Source organism: Thermoanaerobacterium sp. PSU-2 (assembly GCF_002102475.1).
In the GTDB taxonomy this organism is placed as follows: Bacteria; Bacillota; Thermoanaerobacteria; order Thermoanaerobacterales; family Thermoanaerobacteraceae; genus Thermoanaerobacterium.
Genome location: NZ_MSQD01000021.1, coordinates 1 through 24,672, shown reverse-complemented (window position 1 = coordinate 24,672; position 24,672 = coordinate 1). Strand labels below are relative to the sequence as shown.

Here is a 24,672-nt window from a genome sequence, read left to right as displayed (position 1 = left end):
ATGAGAGCCACTGCCTCTGCTCTTGTGATAGGTGGGTTTTTAGCCTACCTATAAGGAATTGAAACCATGTGATGAACAAGTCATTAAAGCAGCTCTCGCAGGTTTTTAGCCTACCTATAAGGAATTGAAACAATAGTGTAGTAGGGTATACTTCTGAAGAATTGTTAGTTTTTAGCCTACCTATAAGGAATTGAAACGCATTTCGGATTTGCAGGGCCATTGTTAGGATACCGCCGTTTTTAGCCTACCTATAAGGAATTGAAACATTGTAGATGTTGTGTTATAGGCGTGGTGGATAACAAGTTTTTAGCCTACCTATAAGGAATTGAAACTATCTATCTTTTGTTTCACTTTATTTTCGTGGTTTGTTTTTAGCCTACCTATAAGGAATTGAAACGATCTCGGTAAAAAGTTGTCGGCTATCGGCTGTAAGGTTTTTAGCCTACCTATAAGGAATTGAAACTACTTAAGAAGGTTACAGGGAATGACACATTAAAGGTGTTTTTAGCCTACCTATAAGGAATTGAAACTTTCGTATAATTGCAAAATATTCAAAATTATATGAAAAGTTTTTAGCCTACCTATAAGGAATTGAAACATCCCCCAAAACTTTTATTTTAGAAGTCTTTTAAAGAGTTTTTAGCCTACCTATAAGGAATTGAAACGGAAAAGCTCTGTATACTTTAGCAAGCTCTCTTATCTGCGGTTTTTAGCCTACCTATAAGGAATTGAAACAAAAATGTAAATTTAAAACAATATGAAGGGACATTGTGTTTTTAGCCTACCTATAAGGAATTGAAACCTCGTAGGCTTTTAGGAGGTGCTGAATGATGCTAGTGTTTTTAGCCTACCTATAAGGAATTGAAACTCTTGAAGAACAACGTAATAAAGTACAAAATGTAGAGTTTTTAGCCTACCTATAAGGAATTGAAACTTGTCAGGTAAATTATTTTTAACTACTTGATGATAAGTTTTTAGCCTACCTATAAGGAATTGAAACCTTTCTATAACAACACAATATTGAGTATTTGCTTCGTTTTTAGCCTACCTATAAGGAATTGAAACCATGGAATCAAACAACCAATGGTAAAGGTACATACTGTTTTTAGCTTATATGTAAAGGATTGAAAGGGAGGGGTCTTATGTTTAGAAAATAAATACAAATTGATAGTATCTATCGGGATAATTGTACTGTTTTTATTTGTAAATGTATATGCTGTACCGTATATAAAGTTAGTAATCAATGGACAGCAAGTCAGTACAGACGTACCACCACAAATAGTAAATGGTACAACGTTAGTACCGATACGTGTAATATCTGAATCTCTTGGTGCTAAAGTCAACTGGGATGGAGATACACAAACCGTAACAGTGGATATGCCAAGAGAAACTTTAGAGGCTCATACAGTCGATACTTTTTGGAACACGTACTGTTCCGGTACTGTTACAGAACCTAAAATAGGAGATTCTGTAACACCAGAATTCAAAGATGTACTACAAAAAGCTTTAGATTTACTTAAAGAAAAAGATAACACTGTGTACAGATTTGTTTGTGCATACATTCCAGAAATAGATGAACAACCATATAAAGATGATAATATAGGTGCATGGACTGACAGCATGACACACACTGTATATTTCAATTCTGATAATGTTAGCCAAACCGTATCTGCTTCTAATACTTGGGGTACTGAGTACACAGCTTTAACTTTAGCACATGAAGCATTCCATGAAAGTACCATTTGTTCAGGAAGCATTATTCCTATAAGTACTGATACTAACAACAGAGAACTTCAGGCATACACTTTTGAATATGCTGTAGCAAAACATATAGGTGCTGCCTCTGACCTACAAAATTGGCTTAAACAGCAAATAACTTCCTTGATTAATTAGGAAGTTACTTACTTACGTTTAGATAAAGTTTTCCAGTCGGGCACTGCTACACCTTGTGCTTTTTTCACATTTATGATTTGCTGTAATAAATCCCTGAGTTTGCAGTTTTTAGACTACTTATAATAAATTGGAACTACAATATAATTACTCATTTTAGCCTATTTATGTTGTGGAGGGGAAGATTCTTGCGGCTTCCTGATGGAGTTTATATAAAATGATGGCGAGATTGTGGGAATTTCATTTGACCAGATAGGAAAAGTGGCATGGCGAATGAGAGAACACTTAAAAAGGTGATATTATGTATGAAGAAGTTACAGGCTCACTTGTGCAAAGCTACAACATTTGCAAAAGGCAGGTATGGCTTATGGCTCATCAGATAATTCCTGACCAAGAGCATCCATACATTGAGATGGGACGCTTGATCGATGACATATCTTATGACAGGGACAGGAAGAAGATAAATTTTGAGAATGTCGTCATAGATCTTGTGAGAAATGACAATGGCAATTTGTTAGTGGGCGAGATAAAGAAAAGCTCAAAAGCTGTAGAGAGTGCCAGACTTCAGCTTCTTTTTTATTTGTACAAATTGAAGCAAAGTGGCATTGATGCGAAGGGGCAGCTTTTTTTCCCCGATGAGAGAAAAAAGATTGATGTGCGTCTTACCAGTGAGTCGGAGATGGAAGTTGTAAGTGCTATAAATGAAATAAGAGATATTATAAATATGGACAAGGCGCCGGCTTTTAAGAAAATACCTTACTGCAAAAATTGTGGATATAAGGAGTTTTGCTTATCATGAAAAAGCCTGTTTATATTTTTTCAGACGGAGAATTGCATAGAAAAGACAACACATTGTATTTTGAAGGAGAAAACGGCAGGAAGTTTATACCGGTTGAAAATACTTCTGAAATAATGATTTTTGGCGAAATTAGTCTCAACAAAAGATTTTTGGAGTTTATCTCACAATCGGAGATAATACTTCACTTCTTCAACCACTACGGCTACTACATAGGGTCATTTTATCCGAGAGAGCATTTAAACTCTGGCTACATGATATTAAAGCAAGCGGAAAATTATATTGATGAGAAGAAACGTCTATTTATAGCGCAAAGATTTGTAGAAGGTGCATATAGAAACATCCGTCAAGTTTTAAAGTACTATCAAAACCGAGGCAAAAACTTGGATGACATCATTTATGCTATAGAAAGATTAGGAGATCTGATAGCTGGAACATCTGATGTAAATGAGCTTATGGCTATTGAGGGAAATATAAGGGAGTATTACTATAAATCATTTGATGAGATATTAGGAAATAGTGATTTTGAGTTTGATGTAAGAAGCAAAAGACCGCCAAAAAATTCTCTAAATGTCCTTATAAGCTTTGGAAATTCTCTTATGTACACAACAGTACTAAGCGAAGTTTATAAGACACATTTGGACCCAAGGATAGGGTATTTGCACTCCACGAACTTCCGAAGATTTACACTAAACTTAGACGTTTCAGAGATATTTAAACCTATTATTGTAGATAGAGTCATATTTACAGTTGTGAGTAAAAATATCATCAAAAAAGATGATTTTGACCAAGATGCAGAAGGGCTCTTGCTTAAAGATAGAGCGAAGATGGCATTCATAGAGGAATACGAGAATAAACTAAAGACCACGATAAATCATAGATCGTTAGGCAATAATGTTTCATACCGCAGGCTTATAAGGCTTGAGCTTTACAAACTGGAAAAACATCTTATGGAAGAACAAGAGTACACGCCATTTGTTGCTCAATGGTAAAAGGGTGATATTATGTTTATCATACTAGTATATGATGTAAATGAGAAAAGGGTAAATAAGGTTCTGAAGACGTGCAGAAAGTACCTAAATTGGGTACAAAATTCAGTTTTGGAAGGTGAAATATCTGATGCAAATTTTAGAAAACTAAAGAGTGAGATCTCAAAGATAATCGACAAGGAGGAGGATTCAGTAATCATATATATTTTGAGAACTACTAAGTATTCAGATAGAGAGATAATAGGGCTTGAAAAAGGTGGAGAAAGCTTGTTTGTATGAGCTGCCAAAGGAAATCGCTATTTATTATTTTTTGGGTAACATCAAGAGATATTTGGTGATATTTTTGCTTTCCACTGGCGCCATAGGGAAGGTTTTTGTCCTAGATTATCTCTTAACATATATATAAATTTGTTGTATAATTTTTTTATGAAACGTATGGGAGGCGGACTGATGGAAAGTAGCAGTCATATTTATGAAATGTTTAAAAACAGGGAAAATTTCAAAGACAGATTGATATTAGAAGGGATAGTTGTTGGAGTTTTGATAGGGTTGGTTGTATCAGCTTTAAGGTTTGTATTAGAAAAAGCTGGTATCTATCTTTTGGATGTATACAGAGTTTTGGAAACGAAGATTTATCTTTTGCCTATATGGCTCATATTTTTAGTTGCATTAGGTTTGTTTACAAATTATATACTTAAATTGGAGCCTATGATCAGTGGCAGCGGCATACCGCAGGTGGAAGGGACGATTATAGGCTATTTTAAATTAAACTGGCTTAAAATATTCATTATGAAGTTTGTAGGTACGATATTGATGATCGGTGCTGGGCTGTCTTTAGGACGGGAAGGTCCATGTGTCCAGCTTGGCGCATCTTTAGGTCAAGGTGTCAGCAGGTCGTTAAAAAGGATGCGCTTTGAGGAGAAGTACCTTATAACTTGCGGCGCTGGTGCTGGTTTAGCTGCAGCGTTCAATGCACCGTTAGCGGGGGTTATATTTTCTTTGGAGGAGCTTCATAAAAATTTTTCTCCAATCGTTCTTGTGTCATCAATGGTATCATCCCTTACTGCGACATATATTACAGATACTTTTTTGGGACTTAAGACGGTATTTGATATTGCTAATATGCCGATTGTTCCGTTTTCTCAATATTTTTATCTGCTGCTTTTGGGAGTGATAATAGGTTTTGGAGGTATCATATTCAACAAATCGCTTCTAAAATCGCAAGATCTGTACAATAAATATGTAAAAATACCCCAATTGAAGATCTTTATTCCTCTTTTGCTATCAGTCATTGTAGGGTTTTTTCTGCCAATGGTGCTTGGCGGTGGCGAAAGCCTTGTAGATAAGATAAGTGGTGCGGATTTAGGATTTGTATTTGTTGCCATATTGCTTATATCTAAATTCCTTTTTACAATCATAAGCTATGGGTCTGGAGTGCCGGGAGGCATATTCATGCCACTTCTTGCAATAGGTGCGCTTATAGGCAATTTATACGGCATAACTATCATTCATGCCTTTAATATAAATAGCATATACCTAAAGGACTTTGTTGTGTTAGCTATGGCTGGATATTTTGCTGCTATCGTAAGGGCCCCTATAACAGGAAGCCTCTTAGTTACGGAGATGACAGGTTCATTTAGCCATTTGCTTGCTTTAAGCACTGTATCCATAACGGCTTACATTGTATCTGGCTTTTACGGAAATGAACCAATATATGAATCGCTGCTTGATAGGATAATAAAAAGCAGAGTGAACGTGGCTAATGTCGATGAAAGTGATGATGCGGCTAAAATATTATTTGAGATGCCTGTTGCTGTCGGGTCTTTTGTAGATGGCAAAAAATTAAAAGACATAGAATGGCCTCATAGTTGTCTTGTGGTTGGAATAAAAAGAGGTGGGAAGGAGATAATACCAAAAGGAAATACGAAGATACTGGCTGGTGATTATATAGTCTTGCTGGGGAATGAAAAAGATGTTGTAAACATAAAAAACAATATAAGGAAGATGACTGAAATATAAATTATGAAAAAAAGTTAATGGGATTTTCAGAAAGCCTATTGACTTTTTTATTTTGCGGCGATATAATTATTTAGCATACGAAATATTTGTGTACAAAATATACGGTTTTGAAATGTTGAAAGAAGGTGAAGAATTTTTGAAGGAGTACAACGAAAGAATAGATGTTTTAAAGACTTTAAAGTCAATAATGAACATGATTCACAAAAACATGGAAAGCGAGTTTAAGGATCTTAAGATAACAGGACCTCAAGGCATGATCATCGGAATCCTTATGCACCATGGAGAGATGAAGATAAGCGATTTAAGTGAAAAGATGGGGCTATCAAGCAGCACTGTCTCAGGCATAGTAGACAGGCTGGAGAAGCAAGGCATGGTAAAGAGAGTAAGGAGCAGCGATGACAGGAGGGTTGTCTATGTGAAGGTAGACGAGGATTTCAAAAAGAGGTCTAAAGAAAGCTTTAAGAATATTTATGAAAGATTTGAGACGATAATGAGCAAAGCGACAGATGAAGAACATGCTGATATCGTAAAGGGGCTTAATACCCTTAAGAAATTGATTGAATCAAGCAGTGGTCAAAGTAGTGATGATTTTAAGAAAGGTGGTTTTGATGGATGCTAAAATTACGGAAATATTTTAAGCCATACATCTTTATAACTATTGTTGCCATACTATTTATATTTGTTCAGGCAATGAGCGATTTGGCCCTTCCTGACTACATGTCAAACATAGTGAATCAAGGCATACAGCAGGGAGGCATTGTCAATGCTGTGCCGGATGCCATAAGAAAAAGCACCATGGATAAACTGACATTGTTTATGAATGACAGTGATAAAAACAATGTATTAAATGATTATGTGTTAGTTGACAAAAACAGCTCAGATTACGATAAGTACGTAAAAAAATATCCTGATTTAAAGAAAGAGCCTATATACGTATTGAAGAATATAGACAAGACAGAGATAGACAAGATAAACCTTCCGATGGGCAAGGCGTTCTTGGCTGTATCAGGTGTTGAAAAGATGAAGTCAAGCGCTAAAGGCGGATTTATCACATTTAACAACATGAAGATCCCAGCAAATGCCGATCTATTTGCGCTATTTGCAAAGATTCCTGAATCAGAGAGGCAGAAAATAACTGATGACATGAATAAGAAGTTTACTTCCCTTGGTGACAACATGGTTATACAGGCTGCTACTCCAGCAGTAAAGTCAGAGTATAAATCATTGGGAGTAAATACAGACAAGATCCAGACCAATTACATTTTGTCTACAGGGCTTATAATGCTACTCATTACTCTTTTAAGCGCGGCATGTTCCATAATGGTGGGATTTTTAGGTTCCAGAGTTGCCGCTGGTTTTTCAAGGGACATAAGGAAGAAGCTCTTTACGAGAGTTGAGAGCTTTTCAAATGAAGAATTTGATAAGTTTTCCACAGCGTCTTTGATAACAAGGACCACAAACGATATAACCCAGATACAAATGCTTATCGTCTTTATGATAAGGATGATATTCTACGCTCCTATGATAGGCATAGGCGGTGTCATAAGAGCCGTTGGGAAAAGTGCGTCGATGTCATGGATAATAGCATTGGCAGTCATAGTGCTTTTAGGGTTGGTTTCAACTGTGTTTTCTATTGCATTGCCTAAATTCAAGTCTGTGCAGAAGTTGGTGGACAGGTTAAATCTTGTGGCCCGCGAGAATTTGGCTGGTATGATGGTTATAAGGGCTTTTAATACTCAAGAGTTTGAGGAAAACAGGTTTGATAAGGCAAATCGCGACATCACAAATACGATGCTATTCATAAACCGCGTCATGATCACTATGTTTCCAGTCATGATGCTTATAATGAACGGCATAACCCTTCTCATTGTATGGGTAGGTGCACATGACATTGCCAATTCGTCGATGCAGGTTGGCGACATGATGGCATTTATGCAGTACGCTATACAGATAATATTCGCCTTCCTTATGATGTCTATGATGTTTATCATGATACCGAGGGCATCTGTATCTGCATCCCGTATTGCGGAAGTATTGGAGACACAGCCTACTGTTTTGGATCCTAAGGAAAGCAAGAAGTTTGACGATACTCAAAAAGGCGTTGTTGAATTTAGAAATGTTTCATACAAGTACCATGGAGCAGAGGAATACGCTATATCGAATATATCTTTTAAAGCAGAGCCAGGCAAGACTACAGCTATAATCGGCTCTACCGGTGCCGGAAAGTCTACCCTTGTCAATTTGATACCGAGATTTTACGATGCCACAGAAGGTCAAGTTTTAGTAGACGGCGTAGATGTAAAGGATGTGAAGCAGCACGATTTAAGGGAAAAGATTGGCTATGTGCCTCAGAAGATTTCCCTTTTTAAAGGCACTGTCATGTCAAACATAAAGTTCGGCAATGAAAATGCTACAGATGAAGAAGTTAAAAAGGCTGCAGAAGTGGCTCAGGCAGCAGAGTTTATAGAAAGACTTCCAAATGGCTATGACAGCGAAATTTCGCAAGACGCTACAAATATTTCAGGTGGACAGAAGCAGAGGCTGTCTATCGCAAGGGCCCTTGTCAAAAAACCGGAGATATATATATTTGACGATAGCTTTTCAGCGCTTGATTTCAAGACAGATAGGGCTTTGAGAAAGGCTTTAAAGGAGTACACTGGAAATAGCACTGTCATAATAGTAGCACAGCGCATATCAACTATAATGAATGCAGATCAGATCATAGTTTTAGATGATGGCAAAATAGCTGGAATAGGCACACATGACCAGCTTATGAAAACCTGCGAGACGTATAGAGAGATCGCTTATTCGCAGCTTTCAAAGGAGGAATTGGCATAATGGATGGAAGAAACGCAAATACTCCAAGGCGGCCCGTCATGAGAGGGCGTGGTCCTATGGGCGGCCATGGTCCTATGGTGGGCGGTGAGAAAGCCAACGACTTTAAAGGGACAATGAAGAAATTGATGAAGTATCTTGGTGAATACAAGATTTCCATATTTTTCGTCATACTTTTTGCGGCAGGAAGTGCAGCACTGTCTATAGCGGGGCCTAAGATACTCAGCAAGGCTATAACGAAGCTTTACGAAGGTGTCATGGCAAAGATAGCAGGTACAGGAAATATTGACTTCGACTACATTGGCAGAATAATCCTCCTGCTTATAGGCCTTTACATCTTAAGCTCAGGTCTTGGCTATATACAAGGCTGGATAATGACAAACGTGGCAATGAAAGTCACCTACAAGTTTAGACGGGACATAATGGAGAAGATAAACCGCATGCCGCTTAAGTACTTTGACGGCACAAACCACGGTGAAATACTATCCCGTATAACAAATGATGTTGATACAATAAGCCAGACATTAAACCAGAGCATTACACAGATCATCACATCTGTCACATCGGTAATCGGTGCTTTAATAATGATGCTTACCATAAGCGTAGAGATGACAGGTGTTACATTTTTGATGATACCTGTATCAATGGGAATCATCGCTCTTATAGTACGCTTTTCCCAGAAGTACTTTAGAGAGCAGCAGGATTACCTTGGCCATGTTAATGGTCATGTAGAGGAAATGTACGGCGGACACGTAGTCATGAAGGCATTTAACTACGAAGAAAGAAGCGTAAAGAAATTTGACGAGTACAACAATGAGCTTTACAATGTGGCATGGAAATCCCAGTTTTTAACGGGACTTATGATGCCTATAATGAACTCCGTAAGCAACTTAGGATATGTAGGCGTCGTGGTATTGGGCAGCTACCTTGTGATAAATGGCACTATACAAGTCGGTGACATACAAGCTTTCATTCAGTACGTAAGGTCATTTACACAGCCATTGGCGCAGATCGCTAACATATCCAATATACTTCAGCAGACGGCTGCATGTGCCGAGAGGGTGTTTGAGTTCTTAGACGAGGAAGAAGAAGTGCCTGAGACAGAGCATCCTGTAAAACTTGAAAATGTGGAAGGCCATGTGCAGTTTGATCACGTGCACTTTGGATACAAACCAGATAAGATAATAATAAACGACTTCTCAGCCGATATTAAACCGGGTCAAAAAGTGGCCATAGTGGGACCAACAGGTGCTGGTAAGACGACGATGGTAAAACTCCTGATGAGATTTTACGATGTAAACGCAGGAAGGATATTGATAGATGGACATGACATTAGAGAATTTACCAGAAGCGATTTAAGGTCATTGTTTGGTATGGTATTGCAGGATACTTGGCTTTACAACGGCACCATCATGGACAATATAAGGTACGGAAATCTAAATGCCACAGATGAAGAAGTCATAAAAGCCGCAAAAGCAGCCCATGTAGATCACTTCGTCCACACGCTGCCAGATGGTTACAACATGGTTTTAAACGAAGAAGCATCAAACGTATCACAGGGGCAGAAACAGCTTATAACTATAGCCAGAGCCATACTTAAAGATCCAAAGATATTGATACTGGACGAAGCCACCAGCTCTGTTGACACACGTACAGAGATCCTCATACAGAAGGCAATGGATAACCTTATGAAAAACCGCACAAGTTTCATCATCGCCCACAGGCTTTCTACGATTAGAGATGCTGATCTCATACTTGTCATGGATCACGGCGATATTGTAGAGCAAGGCACCCACAAAGAGCTTCTTGCAAAAGGCGGATTTTACGCTAAGCTTTACAATAGCCAGTTTGAAGATGAAGAAGTCGCAAGCTAATAAAAAGGAACCATCCATTTGGATGGTTCCTTTTTTTCAATTATCTAAAGTCATCTAAGTATTTTTCCGCCATCATCGGGTCCAATTTAGCATCTACCAATGGTGGACCATCCTTCAAAAAGCTTATATTATCTATATACGTAGGCTTTTCCACCTTGTATATTATGCCTATCGGTATCCTGTCGCCCCACTCATCAGCTACTTTGAAGGCATTGTCTAAATCGGTGTAGTCGTAGTCGTCTGGAAGCTCATACACCCTGTCATTGTACCATTTAAACGTATTTACCTTGTTAAATGTGACACATGGTTGGAAGATGTCTAAAAGAGCGTAGCCGTCGTACATTATGGCTTCTTTCATCATCTTCTTAAGATGTTCATAATTTCCAGAAAAGCTTCTTGCTACAAATCCAGCTCCCATTGTGAGGGCCAGCTTTATTGGTTTTACAGGGTCTAAGATTACGCCATCAAATTGCAAACTTGTCTTTTGACCTTTTGCCGTCGTAGGTGATGCTTGACCTTTTGTCAAACCGTATATTTGGTTGTCGTGGACGAAGTGGGCAATGTTAGCGTTTCTCCTTATTGCGTGTATAAAGTGGTTTCCGCCTTCACCGTACGTATCGCCGTCTCCGGAGTCTATTATCACTTTAAGGTCCTTGTTTACGATGTTTATGGCTGTGGCAGGAGGCAAAGCCCTTCCGTGAAGGCCGTTAAACCCGTTTACGTTTATGTAGTGTGGCATCTTTGCGGCCTGCCCTATTCCTGATGCTATCACAACTTGATGTGGCTTTAGGCCAAGCTCAGTAAGGGCATCCTTTAAAGCGTTAAGTATGCCGAAATTTCCACATCCAGGGCACCACGCCGTTTCATAGGTTTCAAATGCGGTGTTCATAAAATCATCCCTTTCTCAATTTAATACAAGCTTGACGATCTTGTCATTTCTCTAACTCTTTCGTAGATGTACCTTGAACTCATCATGCGTCCATCGTATTTAAGTATGTGTTCATCTGCCTTTATAAGGGCGTTTTCTCTCATAAGGCTGTCAAGCTGCGCTGTGGCATTTTGCTCGACGTCTATTATCATCTTTGCAAATTTTCCGTACTTTTTTATAAGCTTTGTAGGAAATGGCCATATATCGCCAAATGACAATGCTCCTACTGACATTCCATCCTTTAAAAGCATGTCTACTGCTTCTTTTACAGGGCCGTACGTTGAACCCCAGCAGGTTATGAGGATATCTGGATTTTCAGCACCCATAAATAGGGGCTCTTGAACTTCTTCTTTTAATAGCTTAAATTTTTTCATCCTCTTATTTACCATCTTTACCCTTACATCTTCCGACTCTGTAATGTGGCCAAATTCATCGTGTTCATCGCTATCTATAAGGACTGTGGCGCCTTCTACTTTGCCTGGTATTATCCTTGGTGATATGCCGCTTTGTGTCAGTTTGTACCTCTTATACACGCCATTTTCCAATGCTTCATGGCCTGATATATGCCTTTCTATTGTCACCTTAGTGAAATCAAAAGGCTTTACAGTCACACCAGAGTCTGCCAGGTACTGGTCGCTTACAAGTATGACAGGTATCTGGTACTTGTCTGCTATGTTAAATGCCCTTGCAGTCTGATAAAAAGCGTCTTCAGGGCTTCTTAATGATATCACCATCTTTGGAAATTCACCGTGGCCTGAATGGATTATGAACCTTAGATCCCCTTGCTCTGTCCTTGTTGGAAAGCCTGTGGCAGGTCCTGGCCTTTGGACTTCCGTTATGACGATAGGGATTTCTGTTATCCCTGCTAAGCTTATGCCTTCCACCATCAGCGCAAATCCTCCACCTGAACTTCCTGTCATGGCCCTTACTCCGGCGTAGGACGCTCCTAATGCCATATTTATGGCAGATATCTCATCTTCTACTTGCTCAACTACTATGCCTGCATCATGCGATTTCTTAGCGATGTAGGTCATGACGCTTGTAGATGGTGTCATAGGATATCCTGAGTAAAATTTGACTCCTGCAGCGATAGCTCCCAATGCGATAGCTTCATTGCCGCTTATGTAGATGTTGTCATCCTTTTTTCCAAGCGGCACGTTAAAAATCTGCTTTGCCATGCTGTAGCCAGCGTCGATAGCCTTTATATTTGCATTAAGCACATCGCCTTTGAATTCATCGTCTAATACGGTATGAGATACGTCTAATGGAATGCCAAAAAGTTTAAGCAGTACGCCTACGGCAGCAGTGCCTAAAACGCGGGGATTGCCGCACTCTTTTGCAACTGCTTTAAAATCAAATGACAAGTATGTGTCGTTATCTGAAATGGATTTGTCTAAGATGAGTTTTCCTGAAGGTTTCAAACTTTTAGAGTGCAAATTTACAGTGTCTTCATCGAGAGCGATTATGGCATCAAACTTCTCATCGTGTGAATGAATCGGTTTGTCGCCGAACCTTACCTGAATGAAGTTGTGACCGCCTCTTACCCGCGACATGTAATCTTTCATGGAAAATACATACAAGCCGCATCTTTTCAAGGTTTTTTCGATTATGTATGACAAGGTGTCTATTCCCTGACCGGCAGCACCGCCGATCAATACATTGTAGTCCATACATTAGTCCCCCTTATTTACAATATCTTGTAATTCAATTATACCACTATTGATAATTATTATCAATAAAAATGGAATATTATTTTTAAATAAATACATTTTACAGATGAAAACAGCTAAAACAATTCGCCTGTGATTATCCCACGAGTTATCCACATGTAAATGTGCATATGTGGATAAGTCCTGTGTTAAAAACTCTTATCTCGAATGTACTATTTTTAGACAAAAAACGACTGTGTAAGTGCTGTGAAAAAAGTTGCTCACATTTTATATGTTGATAAGTCTTGAAAACAGACTTTCTTCAAGTTGCCATAGAAAAAGGATTCTACTTGTTATATAATATTAGAGGACTTATGAAATTTGGAAGGGGGTAGCCCCGTTTTTGGGTATCTTATGAGGTTCTGTTCACTTAGATCTGGAAGCAGCGGAAATGCCACATATATAGGATATAAAGATGTACATATACTTGTGGACGCAGGCTTAAGCGGCAGTACAATAGAAAAAAGCCTTTTAAACATAGATGTAGATCCCCACAGTATCTCGGCGATTTTGATAACGCATGAACACAACGACCACATAAAAGGCGCAGGCATATTGTCCAGAAGGTATGATATTCCCATCTATGCCAATGAGGCCACATGGACTTCCATGGAAGGCTTTATAGGAGATATTGAGCCTCACAACAAGCGATTTTTCAAGACAGGCGAAGACTTTACATTAGGCGATGTAAAGATACGGCCATTTAAAAAGTCCCACGATGCTTCAGAACCTGTAGGTTTCTCGTTTTTTTGCGGTCAGAATAAAGCCACCATCGCTACAGATTTAGGGTATATAAGTAGAGGGGTGGCAGCGAACATAATGGACTCTGACGTAGTGCTATTAGAGTCAAATCACGACGTGGATATGCTGATAAACGGCACGTACCCATGGCCTTTAAAGAAAAGAATACTTTCGCCACATGGACATCTTTCCAATAAAGATGCAGCAGAGGCCATAAAGAAGTTTATAAAGCTTAAATCGATAGGCAAAATCTACTTAGGACATCTAAGCCAAAACAACAACAAACCAGAGATAGCGTACAAGACGGTTGTAGATGCGCTTAAGGAAGAAGGCATAGACTACGAGATAAATATGGCTTTGCGGTATGAAGAAAGCGACATTGTGGAAATATAAAAGGGCCTTATGGCCCTGTTCCTATTGATTCTATCTTCCACGGTGAGTCTTTTGTTGACTTTGCTATTATAAAGAAGAACGTATTTCTTCCACTTCTTATAGATGTATTATTTTCACTTTTTAACGTCAGATTTACTGTCACTTTGTACTCTTTGCTCTCGTAGATATTTCTATTCTTTGAAGGTGTGTAACTTTTATTTTCATCTATGCTTAATACAGTTGCCGATTTTGTATTTAGTTCCAGGCTGTTTGACTCAAAATCGGCATTGTAAAGGACGCCTGCAGGCCTATTGACGTAAAGCATATCGTGCAGCACATCGATAGATAGAGTTGAATATATTAAGCCTTTGTCGCCTTTGTTTATGCCATTAAAATAAGCGTATATTAGTTCTTCAGGTGTAAGCTTGTCTGTGGATGGTGATGACATTTGCTTTAGGAAACCGTGGGATGCGACCCAGTCTATCCAAGGCCTTTCTGTAAGGGTCTCGATGTAATTTTTCTTAAGCGAAAGAGGCGTTGATGCGTTGAATTCAAGCCATGCACCTATTATATTTTCTCCATCTCGTAAGATGACTGCATTGACAGGGTATGTGTACTTGCTGCTTTCACCCTGTCCAGGAAGTTTTTCATTCAACCTGTAGATTACAGCTTTTACTGTCTTACCCTTGTACTTTTCTATATTATACCCTATGTCTCTCGACAAAAAATTCACTTCAGTCCAATAAAGTCCAACAGGCATAGATGTGCTTTGAATCTTCCAATCTGAAGGTATCGTCACATCAAAGTAAGGAGATTCTTTCTCAGGGCTAAAGCCGTATTTAAGCAAAAACTTCGTATCATCATTATAAACATTAAATTGGCCGCCAGAACAAGCAGTCAAAAATATCGTCAAGGCAATACACACAAAAATCAAAAATTTCTTCAAATTCATCTCCCCTTTAAAACATTTACTTATATTATATAACAAATTAAATGCTAATTCGTTACAAAATTATAAATTTTTTAAGGCACATTTATGTCCAAAAGATAATTTGCACTTGATTTTTTTAAAAAGCTGTGATAAAATGTTCACAATACATGGATATATGTACACTATATAGATACATGGCTGAAAGGGGGCGGAATCTTGCAGGAAGAAAGCAAATTTTACATCATAAGGGAAGAAGTACTATCTGAAGCATTGAAAAAGACCATCTTGGCGAAAGAGCTTTTGGAGACAGGTGAAGCTAAGACCATAAACGAGGCAGTGAAAAAAGCAGGCTTATCCAGAAGTGCGTTTTACAAGTACAAAAACTATATTTTCCCTTATTCCAAATTTTCTAAAGGGAAGATAGTGACCCTGTCCCTTTTATTAGAGCACATGCCAGGGATACTGTCGTCAATACTTGATGTAATCGCCATGATGAAGGGCAATGTCATAACTATAAACCAAAGTATGCCGTCCCTTGGCGTTGCAAGTGTCTCTATATCCATAGACACGCAGTACATGGTAAAAGGCATCGAGGAGCTTATAGAGAAAATAGAAGAAGAGCACGGTGTCAGAAAAGTAGAGATTCTTGGCGAATAAAATATTGTTTTAGAGAGGAAGGAATTTGCTGTGAAGATAGGTTTAATGGGGCTTGGAACTGTCGGTTCAGGTGTTGTACACCTGATAGAAGAAAATGGGGATGCCATTGAGAAAAAGATTGGCCAGAAGATAGAGATTAAAAAGATACTTGTGAAGGATCCAGAGAAGAAAAGGATCAAAGAAGCACAGGGCAAAATAACCATAGATCCCTACGACATCTTAGACGATCCAGAGATAGATGTGGTTGTGGAAGTTATGGGGAAAGAGCACCCAGCACTGGAGTACATGAAAGAAGCCATATTAAGAGGCAAAAATGTCGTTACAGCCAACAAAGAAGTCATTGCAAAACATGGTAAAGAGCTTATAAAGCTGGCAGATGAAAACAACGTAAACCTCCTTTACGAGGCGTCAGTAGGTGGAGGCATACCTATCATAAGGCCTTTGAAAAGCTGCCTTGCTGCCAACAAGATACACGAGATAAAAGGGATCTTGAATGGAACCACCAACTATATATTGACAGAGATGAAGTCGAGGGGGCTAAGCTTTGAAGGAGTATTGAAAGAGGCACAGCAGAAAGGGTATGCTGAGCTGGACCCTACAGACGATGTGGATGGGTTTGATGCTGAAAGAAAGCTTGCCATCCTTTGCACACTTTCGTTTAACAAGTACGTCATGCCTGATAATATATATACAAAAGGCATCAGGACCATATCAAAAGAGGACATAAAGTACGCCGATGAATTGGGCTTTACCATTAAACTTATAGCTTTTGGCAGGCTTGACGAAGATGAAAAGTTGGAAGCATGGGTACATCCTGTCATGATATCAAAGAAAAACCCGCTAAATGGGGTAAACGGTGTATACAATGCCATCTTGGTGGAAGGCAATGCGGTTGGAAGGCTTATGTTCTACGGACAAGGCGCCGGCATGATGCCTACAGCCAGTGCAGTTGTGGCCGATGTCATAGATGTGGCAAATCACATACCTACTCAAAACGGCTATGATGATGCAGTGATGAAAGACATCGTGGATACAGTATCCAGATACTATATAAGGATAATAGCACTTGATAAACCTGGCGTCATGAGCAAAGTCACAGGAGTTTTAGGGCAGGAAGGCATAAGCTTAGTGTCTGTCGTTCAAAAAGAGGTATTGGGAGAATATGCTGAGATAGTCCTTATAACCCACAATGCCTTGACAAAGAATCTGTTTAGTGCATTGGATGAGATAGAAAGGCTAAAAGAGGTTGACAGAGTCGCCAGCGTAATAAGAGTAGAGGGGGAAGAATGATGGAATGGGATGGAATAATAAAGTCGTACAGAAGCTACATGCCTAAAATAGACGATGAGAACATAATCACGTTAAAAGAAGGAAATACACCCCTTATAGAAGCTGAAAACATCGAGAAAGATTTTCCGGGGCTAAAGATCTACTTAAAGTATGAAGGTCTAAATCCCACAGGCTCTTTTAAAGATAGAGGCATGACGGTAGCTGTGTCCATGGCGAAGCAGGAAGGTTCACAGGCTGTCGTGTGTGCATCAACAGGCAACACATCTGCGTCGGCGGCTGCTTATGCGGCAAAGGCCGGACTTAAATGCGTAGTCCTGATTCCAGGTGGAAAGATAGCATTAGGCAAACTGGCTCAGGCGATAGCTTATGGTGCAGAAGTCGTCGCCATAAATGGCAATTTTGATGACGCATTAAACCTCGTCAGGGAGATATCTAAAAAGCACCCTATAACCGTAGTAAATTCCATAAACCCGTACAGGTTGGAAGGGCAGAAGTCATCATCGTTTGAAATATGCGATACGCTTAAGAAGGCTCCTGATTATCTGGCACTTCCTGTTGGCAATGCAGGAAATATTACGGCGTATTGGATGGGCTTTAAAGAGTATTACCGCAATGGCATGATCGGTAGTCTGCCTAAGATGATAGGATTTCAGGCGGCAGGCGCAGCACCTATCGTAGAAAACAGGGTATTTGAGCATCCTGAGACGATAGCCACAGCCATAAGAATCGGCAATCCAGCCAGTTGGCAGAAAGCCGTCGCTGCAAGGGACGAATCAGGTGGCCTCATAGACAAGGTGACGGACGATGAGATATTAGAGGCATACTCGTACCTTGCTAAGAGGGAAGGGATTTTTGCAGAGCCTGCCTCATGTGCTTCTATTGCAGGCGTCATAAAGAAGTACAGAGAGGGTCTTTTCAAAGAGGGAGATACAGTCGTCTGCGTCTTGACAGGAAACGGGCTTAAAGATCCTGATACAGCCATAAACTTAGGCGGGAAAGGCGTAAAGACTGTGGATGCTGACTTAAAATCATTGGAAGGTGCAATATATGGTTAAGTCTGTCTGCGTGAGGGTGCCTGCATCTACAGCTAACTTAGGTCCTGGGTTTGACTGCCTGGGTATTGCGCTAAATCTTTACAATGAAATCTACATGGAGATAAAAGGCCATAAACTTGAAATTGATGTTGAAGGGGAAGGCATTTTAAATATAGATCGGAACGAAGAAAACCTCGTCTATAAGGCGGCCAAAAAAGTTTTTGACAAAGCCAATATTTCTGTAGATGGGCTTTACATAAAGTCTAAAAATGGCATTCCGACGGGAAGTGGTTTGGGAAGCAGTGCAGCAGCTATAGTAGGTGGTCTTGTAGCTGCAAATGCCTTAATCGGAAGTCCTTTAAGCCGGGATGAGATATTAGATATAGCCTCATCGATGGAAGGCCATGCTGACAACGTATCGCCTGCTTTAAACGGCGGCTTCAATGTGGCTACTTTTGATGGGAAAAAGACTTATTTTGTAAAAAAAGAGTTGGACGATAATATTGCGTTTTTGGCCTTTTACCCTAAAAGAGAGCTTTTGACTTCAAAGGCAAGAGGCGTGTTGCCGTCTATCATCGAATTTAGAAGCGCAGTATTTAACGTGGGAAGATCATCCCTTTTTACAGCGTCCATATTTTCAGGCAGATATGATTTGCTTAAATATGCTTCGCAGGATATGCTTCATCAGGTGTACAGGAAAGAGTTCATTAAAGAGATGTACTATGTGATAGAGGAAGCGTTGAATAAAGGGGCATATGCTGCATTTTTAAGCGGTGCAGGGCCTACCATGATGGCTATGGTCGATAAAAACGCCTTAAGCCGCGTGGAGGAAGCCATAAAGAAAGTGTACAAAGATAGAAACATAGAGTGTAGCGTTTATAAGTTAAAGTGCGACAATGACGGCGCTACAATCATATAAAGGTCTAATATTAGGCCTTTATTTCGTATTTATGTAATTCAGCAAAAATTTTGTGATATAATTAAGGTAAATTATTCTTAAGGAGGCTATCTTATGAAGAGGCATTTATCAATTTTTATGGCATTTGTAATCGTATTGACACTTGTTTTATCTGCACCTATGGCGGCTTTTGCTGCAACAGCAACACAAGACGATATAAGCAGTTATCTAAATGATTTAGGCTCATTTATGCAGTTTATAAAAGAAAATTATGCAGGTGATGTCACGTACGATCAGATGGAACAAGGTGCCATACAAGGCATACTATCTTCCCTTGATAAGTACAGCACATATTTCACAAAAGATGAGATGAATTCCTTCATGGAGTCTACTTCAGGTACATTTACAGGAGTGGGCTTGGAAGTAGAAGAAAGAGGACAGGACATAGTAGTCGTATCTACTATAAAAGGTTCTCCAGCTTATAAGGCGGGTATACAAAGTGGTTACATAGTAGAATCTGTCGATGGTAAAGACGTAAAAGGCATGGACATAGCAGACGTCACAAACCTCATAAAAGGTGATAAGGGAACAACTGTAACTATCGACTTTCTTGCAAACGGAAAGACTTTAGAGTACAAGCTTGTAAGGGATGTAATAAGCATAAATCCTGTCACATACAAGATAATAAACGGTGTTGGATACATAAGCATAAGTGAGTTTAACGGAAACACTTATGAAAATGTGTCAAAGGCTCTTGATTACATGGATCAAAATGGCATAAATAAGCTTGTCATAGATTTAAGGGATAATCCCGGAGGGTATCTTCAAGAGGCTGTAGACGTGGCTGGATATTTCGTGCCGGCAGGGCCTGTTGTAACTGTGGCTATGAACGGCGGAAATGAGACGTACTATTCATACTTGAAAAACCCCAAGTACAAGATAGCAGTTCTCATAAATGGAAACACTGCATCTGCTGCGGAAATACTATCTGGCGCAATACAAGACACAAAGGCAGGAATCCTTGTAGGGGAAAATTCCTACGGCAAAGGGACAGTACAGAAGATGTACACATTTTCTGATGGCAGTGGCATGAAGCTTACAATCGCTAAGTATTTGCTTCCATCTGGCCGCTCCATAAACGGAGTAGGGCTTAAACCTGATGTGGAAGTGAAGGACAGCAGAGTATTTTTGCCTCAGCTTATATACACAGATGATGTGAAAAAAGGCGATACGGGGTACAATGTAGAGCTTTTGCAGTCGTACTTAAGCCTTTTAGGCTACTACAAAGGTGAGCCAAATGGGTACTTTGGCAATGACACATACGATGCACTTATAAGCTTCCAAAAGTACGCAGGCATTCCGGCAACAGGTGTCATGGATAGAGGCACTGTCGATGCACTTTCGTACTTCTACGGCTTGACACTTCAAAACGATGCACAGCTTGACAAGGCTATTGAGCTTTTAAATCAACAATAAATGAGAGGAGACAATTTTGATTCGTTCGCTCTCAGAGTTGAAAAGCGACTAAACTAAAGCTCGATCTTGAACTTCAGCAGGGTTCCGGGCACATTCGGCGCCCGTCTCAGCCATCCTTGGCTTCGACCCTGCTTTCGTTCGTCGATCTCGCCAAGTTTAGTTATCGCTTTCCAACAAGTCGCTTCACTCATCCAAAATTGTCTTCTTATCAAAACATTTACTATTATGGAAAAGATATTTCGTTAAAACAGGTGGTGAAACAGTGAAGATATTAGTCGCGCCTGACTCCTACAAAGGAAGTTTGTCATCAAAGGAAGTCATAGAGGCTATGACGGAAGGTATAGAAAGAGTTGTAGATGCTGAGATTATAAAAGTGCCTATAGCTGACGGCGGAGAAGGTACAGTAGACGCATTGATTTCTTCATCAGGTGGGAAAATCATAGAAACAGAAGTGATAGGCCCTCTTGGCAATACTGTAAAAAGCTTTTTTGGCATCTTAGATGATGGCACAGCGGTCATAGAGATGGCTGCATCGTCTGGTTTAAACCTTGTGCCAGATGACATGAGAAATCCTTTAGTCACTACTACGTACGGTGTAGGACAGCTTATACGAAAAGCCTTTGACGCAGGATGCCGCAGATTCATCGTAGGCTTAGGCGGCAGTGCCACAAATGACGGCGGGGCAGGCATGATGGCGGCTTTAGGAGCAAAGCTCTTAGATGAAGACGGGAAGGACATACCTTATGGTGGAGGAAATCTTTCAAAGTTAAAGAAAATAGACGTAGACGGCTTGGATAAGAGGATATACGAAAGCAGCTTCACAGTGGCATCAGATGTAGTTAATCCTCTTTGTGGCGAAAACGGTGCATCTTACGTTTACGGTCCTCAGAAAGGCGCCACACCTGAAATGGTAAATATCCTTGATAAGAACTTATACCACTATGCAAAAGTCGTAGAAAAGACGATTGGAAAGGACTTTAAAGATACAAAAGGTGCTGGCGCAGCAGGAGGATTGGGGTTTGCCTTGATAGCATTTTTAAATGCCAAGATGAGGCCTGGCATAGAGATAGTGATGGAGGTTGCCAAACTGGAGGAAAAGATAAAGTCTTGCGACATAGTCATAACAGGCGAAGGCAACACAGACTTTCAAACTGCGTTTGGCAAGGCGCCGGCAGGTATAGCGAAAATCGCCCAAAGATATGGCAAGAAAGTCATAATCCTCTCAGGCGGTTTAGGTAGTGGATACAAAGAGCTTTATAAAATAGGTGTTACAGCTTTGTTTAGCATAGTGGATAGACCTATGACGATAGATGAAGCCATGCATGATGCCAAAAGGCTTATATCTGACAGGATGGAGGACATAATCCGCTTATTTGTTTAAATTTGTATAAGGTAAACTAATACATATCATAATGTCTACTTATAGTAGACATTTGTTTTTTACTATTGCATTTTTTTCTTTAATAGTTTATCATATTAAATAAATATTTAAAAAGGTGTGAAGCTTATGAAAAATAGGATTCTCATGACGCCGGGCCCTACTATGGTGCCTAAGGAAGTGTTGGACGTATGCCACCTTCAGCCGTATCACCATAGGACGCCGGAATATTTTAAATTATTTTCAGATCTTAATTCAAATCTTAAAAAGATATTTAAAACAAGCATGGATGTATTGACATTGACGTCATCTGGTACAGGCGGCATGGAAGCCGTCGTGGCGAATCTCTTTAAAAGAGGCGATAAAATCTTGGTGGCCAGCATAGGCCATTTTGGAGAGAGGTTTTACGACATTACAAAAGCTTACGGACTTGATTCTGATATTATCGATTTTGGTTGGGGCAATGCAGTCCATCTTGACATTTTAGACGATGCCTTGAAAAAACATAAGTACAAGGCTTTGATTGTGACGCAGAATGAGACGTCAACAGGCGTCACAAATGACGTAAAATCAATAGCTGATGTAGCCAAAAAGCATGGTGCGCTTATGGTAGTTGACGCAGTAAGCTCATTAGGCGGCATACCTCTTGATATGGATGAATGGGGACTGGATGCGGTCATTACCTGTTCACAGAAGTGCCTCATGTCTCCGCCGGGATTAAGCTTTGTTGCATTAAGCGAGAGAGCGTGGCAGATGGCAGAGGAGTCTGATCTTCCTAAGTATTATTTTGACCTTAAAAAAGCGAGAAAAGGCGTGCAAAACGAAAAGCCGGACAATCCATATACACCAGCAGTTTCCACTGTGATGGCTGTAAAAAAAGCCACAGACATGCTTCTTCGAACAGGTATGGACACAGTATACAAAAATCAGCACTTAATCGGCGAAAGAGTGAGGAAAACCGTAAAAGACATGGGGCTTAAGCTTTTCCCAGATGAGGCCATATCGTCAGATCTTTTGACGGCAATAGAAGTGCCAGAAGGATATAAAGCTGGAGATATAATAAACCACATGTCAGAAAAAGGCGTGCTTGTGACAGGTGGACAAGGGCATTTAAAAGGTAAGATAATCAGGATTGGCCACATGGGCTATGTCACAGATGAAATGCTTGACTTGACGTTTGATGCACTAAAAAGCGCATTATCGGATTTATCTTAATTTTGTTTAAGGGGGATTTATTGTGAAAGTATTGGTGACGGAGAGAATAGCCGAAAGCGGCTTGGAGTACCTTAAGAGTCATGCGGATGTGGACTTTAAACTGGATCTATCGCGAGAAGAACTTTTGAATATCATAGGCGATTACGATGCAATAGTCGTGAGAAGTGTTACAAATGTCGATAAAGAACTTATCTCAAAAGGAAAGAATTTAAAAGTAATAGGAAGGGCAGGCAACGGTGTCGATAATATAGACCTTTTGGCAGCAACGGAAAAAGGCATAATTGTCGTAAATACTCCTGAAGGCAACATCATATCGGCTGCAGAGCATACGATTGGACTTATGCTATCTATTGCCAGAAATATACCACAAGCGTATATTGGCGCAAAAAACGGCGACTTTCGCAGAAACAAATTTAAAGGTGTGGAGCTAAGCGGAAAGACTGTAGGCATAATCGGACTTGGCAGGATAGGTTCGTTAGTTGCCACAAGGCTTGCATCATTTGATATGAAAGTCATTGCGTATGACCCGTATATACCAGACAGCCGCTTTGAAAAGTTTGGCGTAAGAAAAGTTTCATTTGACGAGCTTTTGCAAGAATCGGATTTTATAACTATCCATACACCAAAGACGGAGGAGACAATTGACATAATAAGCCATGAGGAATTCAAGAAAGTCAAAAAAGGCGTGAGAATCGTAAATTGCGCAAGAGGCGGTCTTATAAATGAAGAAGCTTTGTACGATGCAGTCAAAGAAGGGATTGTTGCTGCGGCAGCATTGGACGTATTCAAAGTTGAACCGTCTTATGACAGGGAAAAGCAGGACTTTCACAATAAGCTTTTAGAGCTTCCAAATGTAGTTGTGACACCACATTTAGGTGCTTCAACTGTAGAAGCTCAAAACAATGTAGGCATATCTGTAGCAAAAGAAGTGATAACGGCATTAAGTGGAAAACTTTACGGCAACATAGTAAACCTTCCTGATGTAAAAGCCGATGAATTTGGAGAATTGAAGCCGTACATGAAGCTTTGCGAAGCAATGGGTTCACTTTACTATCAAATAAGCGATGTGCCTGCAAAAACGGTAGAGATAATATACAGAGGAGAAATATCCGGTCTAAACACAGAAGTCGTCACGCTTCACGCATTGAAAGGACTCTTAAAGCCTGCATTGAAAGAAGGCATAAGCATTGTGAATGCAAGGCTAAGAGCAAAGGAAATGGGGATAGAAGTCATAGATGGCAAGATAGAAGAAATAGATCATTATTCAAGCCTTGTCACCATAAATGTGATTGACACAAAGGGAGAATCTTATAAATTTTCAGGGACAACGTATGGCGATGAAATACGCATCGTAGAATACTTGGGGCACAGGGTTAACTTTGAGCCTACAGAGTACATGCTTTTTGTTAAAAATAAAGATGTGCCAGGTGTAATTGGACACATCGGAAATGTATTGGGGGACTTTGGCATAAACATATCTTCCATGCATGTAAGTCCCAATAAAAACGACGGGACTGCTCTCATGATCGTTAATACAGATAGAGAAATCCCTATTGAAGCCGTAGAATCATTAAACAAACTAAATAGCATATTGAGGGCAAAGGCAGTGAAAAATCTGATATAAAAAATCTCTCCCATTC

The 24,672-nt window shown here is 39.8% G+C and carries 20 protein-coding genes and 1 CRISPR repeat array; of the genes, 17 read left to right on the top strand and 3 right to left on the bottom strand.

The features are described 5' to 3' along the window. Window positions 1-35 precede the first annotated feature (35 nt). Window positions 36-1,065: direct repeats of the CRISPR family, unit length 30 nt; unit sequence GTTTTTAGCCTACCTATAAGGAATTGAAAC. Window positions 1,066-1,164: 99 nt separating this feature from the next. The 8 genes from BVF91_RS12330 to BVF91_RS12295 all read left to right on the top strand — a co-directional run bounded on the left by BVF91_RS12330 (window position 1,165) and on the right by BVF91_RS12295 (window position 10,403). Beyond that, window positions 1,165-1,893, top strand: coding sequence for a copper amine oxidase N-terminal domain-containing protein (locus BVF91_RS12330; RefSeq protein ID WP_085113690.1), 729 nt, complete (start codon window positions 1,165-1,167; stop codon window positions 1,891-1,893). Between the two features lie 298 nt (window positions 1,894-2,191). Beyond that, window positions 2,192-2,689 carry a CRISPR-associated protein Cas4 gene (cas4, locus tag BVF91_RS12325; RefSeq protein WP_085113688.1) on the top strand — a complete coding sequence of 166 codons (498 nt, stop codon included), beginning with the start codon at window positions 2,192-2,194 and terminating at the stop codon, window positions 2,687-2,689. Next, the gene (cas1b, locus tag BVF91_RS12320; protein ID WP_085113687.1) at window positions 2,686-3,678 is read left to right on the top strand and encodes a type I-B CRISPR-associated endonuclease Cas1b; all 993 of its coding nucleotides are present in this window, start codon (window positions 2,686-2,688) and stop codon (window positions 3,676-3,678) included. The genes cas4 and cas1b overlap by 4 nt, the downstream gene beginning before the upstream one ends. A gap of 12 nt (window positions 3,679-3,690) precedes the next feature. Continuing rightward, window positions 3,691-3,954, top strand: coding sequence for a CRISPR-associated endonuclease Cas2 (gene cas2 / locus BVF91_RS12315; protein ID WP_085113686.1), 264 nt, complete (start codon window positions 3,691-3,693; stop codon window positions 3,952-3,954). A gap of 171 nt (window positions 3,955-4,125) precedes the next feature. Further along, entirely contained in the window at window positions 4,126-5,694 is a 1,569-nt protein-coding gene (locus BVF91_RS12310) for a ClC family H(+)/Cl(-) exchange transporter (RefSeq protein WP_085113685.1), read from the top strand. Between the two features lie 136 nt (window positions 5,695-5,830). Further along, on the top strand, window positions 5,831-6,313 hold the full coding sequence (locus tag BVF91_RS12305; RefSeq protein WP_206199062.1) for a MarR family winged helix-turn-helix transcriptional regulator: 483 nt from the start codon (window positions 5,831-5,833) through the stop codon (window positions 6,311-6,313). Beyond that, the gene (locus BVF91_RS12300) at window positions 6,307-8,532 is read left to right on the top strand and encodes an ABC transporter ATP-binding protein (protein WP_085113684.1); all 2,226 of its coding nucleotides are present in this window, start codon (window positions 6,307-6,309) and stop codon (window positions 8,530-8,532) included. Before BVF91_RS12305 ends, BVF91_RS12300 begins: the two co-directional genes overlap by 7 nt. Then, entirely contained in the window at window positions 8,532-10,403 is a 1,872-nt protein-coding gene (locus tag BVF91_RS12295) for an ABC transporter ATP-binding protein (protein ID WP_085113683.1), read from the top strand. Before BVF91_RS12300 ends, BVF91_RS12295 begins: the two co-directional genes overlap by 1 nt. A 40-nt stretch (window positions 10,404-10,443) precedes the next feature. Here BVF91_RS12295 and BVF91_RS12290 read toward each other — a convergent pair whose 3' ends face one another. Both BVF91_RS12290 and BVF91_RS12285 read right to left on the bottom strand, forming a co-directional pair. Beyond that, window positions 10,444-11,292: a 2-oxoacid:ferredoxin oxidoreductase subunit beta gene (locus tag BVF91_RS12290; protein ID WP_085113682.1), complete on the bottom strand. Its 849-nt coding sequence runs from the start codon at window positions 11,290-11,292 to the stop codon at window positions 10,444-10,446. Window positions 11,293-11,312: 20 nt separating this feature from the next. Beyond that, window positions 11,313-13,001 carry a 2-oxoacid:acceptor oxidoreductase subunit alpha gene (locus tag BVF91_RS12285; RefSeq protein ID WP_085113681.1) on the bottom strand — a complete coding sequence of 563 codons (1,689 nt, stop codon included), beginning with the start codon at window positions 12,999-13,001 and terminating at the stop codon, window positions 11,313-11,315. Window positions 13,002-13,394: 393 nt separating this feature from the next. Here BVF91_RS12285 and BVF91_RS12280 point away from each other — a divergent pair, with 393 nt between their 5' ends. Next, a complete protein-coding gene (locus BVF91_RS12280) occupies window positions 13,395-14,174 on the top strand; it encodes an MBL fold metallo-hydrolase (protein ID WP_168170216.1) in 780 nt (259 codons plus the stop codon). A 7-nt stretch (window positions 14,175-14,181) separates the two neighbouring features. Here BVF91_RS12280 and BVF91_RS12275 read toward each other — a convergent pair whose 3' ends face one another. Continuing rightward, entirely contained in the window at window positions 14,182-15,099 is a 918-nt protein-coding gene (locus tag BVF91_RS12275) for a DUF4830 domain-containing protein (protein WP_085113679.1), read from the bottom strand. A gap of 201 nt (window positions 15,100-15,300) precedes the next feature. Between BVF91_RS12275 and BVF91_RS12270 the strand changes: the two genes are divergently transcribed. The 8 genes from BVF91_RS12270 (at window position 15,301) to serA (ending at window position 24,656) form a co-directional block, all read left to right on the top strand. Beyond that, the gene (locus BVF91_RS12270; protein ID WP_085113678.1) at window positions 15,301-15,741 is read left to right on the top strand and encodes an ACT domain-containing protein; all 441 of its coding nucleotides are present in this window, start codon (window positions 15,301-15,303) and stop codon (window positions 15,739-15,741) included. A 30-nt stretch (window positions 15,742-15,771) separates the two neighbouring features. Continuing rightward, window positions 15,772-17,031 carry a homoserine dehydrogenase gene (locus BVF91_RS12265; RefSeq protein ID WP_085113677.1) on the top strand — a complete coding sequence of 420 codons (1,260 nt, stop codon included), beginning with the start codon at window positions 15,772-15,774 and terminating at the stop codon, window positions 17,029-17,031. Then, window positions 17,031-18,086, top strand: a complete 1,056-nt coding sequence (thrC, locus tag BVF91_RS12260; protein ID WP_085113676.1) for a threonine synthase — start codon at window positions 17,031-17,033, stop codon at window positions 18,084-18,086. The genes BVF91_RS12265 and thrC overlap by 1 nt, the downstream gene beginning before the upstream one ends. Continuing rightward, the gene (gene thrB / locus BVF91_RS12255) at window positions 18,079-18,984 is read left to right on the top strand and encodes a homoserine kinase (RefSeq protein WP_085113675.1); all 906 of its coding nucleotides are present in this window, start codon (window positions 18,079-18,081) and stop codon (window positions 18,982-18,984) included. The genes thrC and thrB overlap by 8 nt, the downstream gene beginning before the upstream one ends. A gap of 93 nt (window positions 18,985-19,077) precedes the next feature. Further along, complete coding sequence (locus BVF91_RS12250) at window positions 19,078-20,439, top strand: S41 family peptidase (protein ID WP_085113674.1); 1,362 nt, start codon at window positions 19,078-19,080, stop codon at window positions 20,437-20,439. A 262-nt stretch (window positions 20,440-20,701) separates the two neighbouring features. After that, window positions 20,702-21,820: a glycerate kinase gene (locus BVF91_RS12245; protein ID WP_085113673.1), complete on the top strand. Its 1,119-nt coding sequence runs from the start codon at window positions 20,702-20,704 to the stop codon at window positions 21,818-21,820. A 126-nt stretch (window positions 21,821-21,946) separates the two neighbouring features. Then, complete coding sequence (locus BVF91_RS12240) at window positions 21,947-23,032, top strand: pyridoxal-phosphate-dependent aminotransferase family protein (RefSeq protein WP_085113672.1); 1,086 nt, start codon at window positions 21,947-21,949, stop codon at window positions 23,030-23,032. A gap of 22 nt (window positions 23,033-23,054) precedes the next feature. Further along, window positions 23,055-24,656: a phosphoglycerate dehydrogenase gene (gene serA, locus BVF91_RS12235; RefSeq protein ID WP_085113671.1), complete on the top strand. Its 1,602-nt coding sequence runs from the start codon at window positions 23,055-23,057 to the stop codon at window positions 24,654-24,656. Window positions 24,657-24,672 lie beyond the last annotated feature (16 nt).

Bases quoted from the DNA above. Each gene is read 5' to 3' on its own strand.
- cas4 (WP_085113688.1), top strand. From the start codon at position 2,192: ATGTATGAAGAAGTTACAGGCTCACTTGTGCAAAGCTACAACATTTGC.
- cas1b (WP_085113687.1), top strand. From the start codon at position 2,686: ATGAAAAAGCCTGTTTATATTTTTTCAGACGGAGAATTGCATAGAAAA.
- cas2 (WP_085113686.1), top strand. From the start codon at position 3,691: ATGTTTATCATACTAGTATATGATGTAAATGAGAAAAGGGTAAATAAG.
- BVF91_RS12310 (WP_085113685.1), top strand. From the start codon at position 4,126: ATGGAAAGTAGCAGTCATATTTATGAAATGTTTAAAAACAGGGAAAAT.
- BVF91_RS12300 (WP_085113684.1), top strand. From the start codon at position 6,307: ATGCTAAAATTACGGAAATATTTTAAGCCATACATCTTTATAACTATT.
- BVF91_RS12295 (WP_085113683.1), top strand. From the start codon at position 8,532: ATGGATGGAAGAAACGCAAATACTCCAAGGCGGCCCGTCATGAGAGGG.
- BVF91_RS12290 (WP_085113682.1), bottom strand. From the start codon at position 11,292: ATGAACACCGCATTTGAAACCTATGAAACGGCGTGGTGCCCTGGATGT.
- BVF91_RS12285 (WP_085113681.1), bottom strand. From the start codon at position 13,001: ATGGACTACAATGTATTGATCGGCGGTGCTGCCGGTCAGGGAATAGAC.
- BVF91_RS12280 (WP_168170216.1), top strand. From the start codon at position 13,395: ATGAGGTTCTGTTCACTTAGATCTGGAAGCAGCGGAAATGCCACATAT.
- thrC (WP_085113676.1), top strand. From the start codon at position 17,031: ATGGAATGGGATGGAATAATAAAGTCGTACAGAAGCTACATGCCTAAA.
- thrB (WP_085113675.1), top strand. From the start codon at position 18,079: ATGGTTAAGTCTGTCTGCGTGAGGGTGCCTGCATCTACAGCTAACTTA.
- BVF91_RS12250 (WP_085113674.1), top strand. From the start codon at position 19,078: ATGAAGAGGCATTTATCAATTTTTATGGCATTTGTAATCGTATTGACA.
- BVF91_RS12240 (WP_085113672.1), top strand. From the start codon at position 21,947: ATGAAAAATAGGATTCTCATGACGCCGGGCCCTACTATGGTGCCTAAG.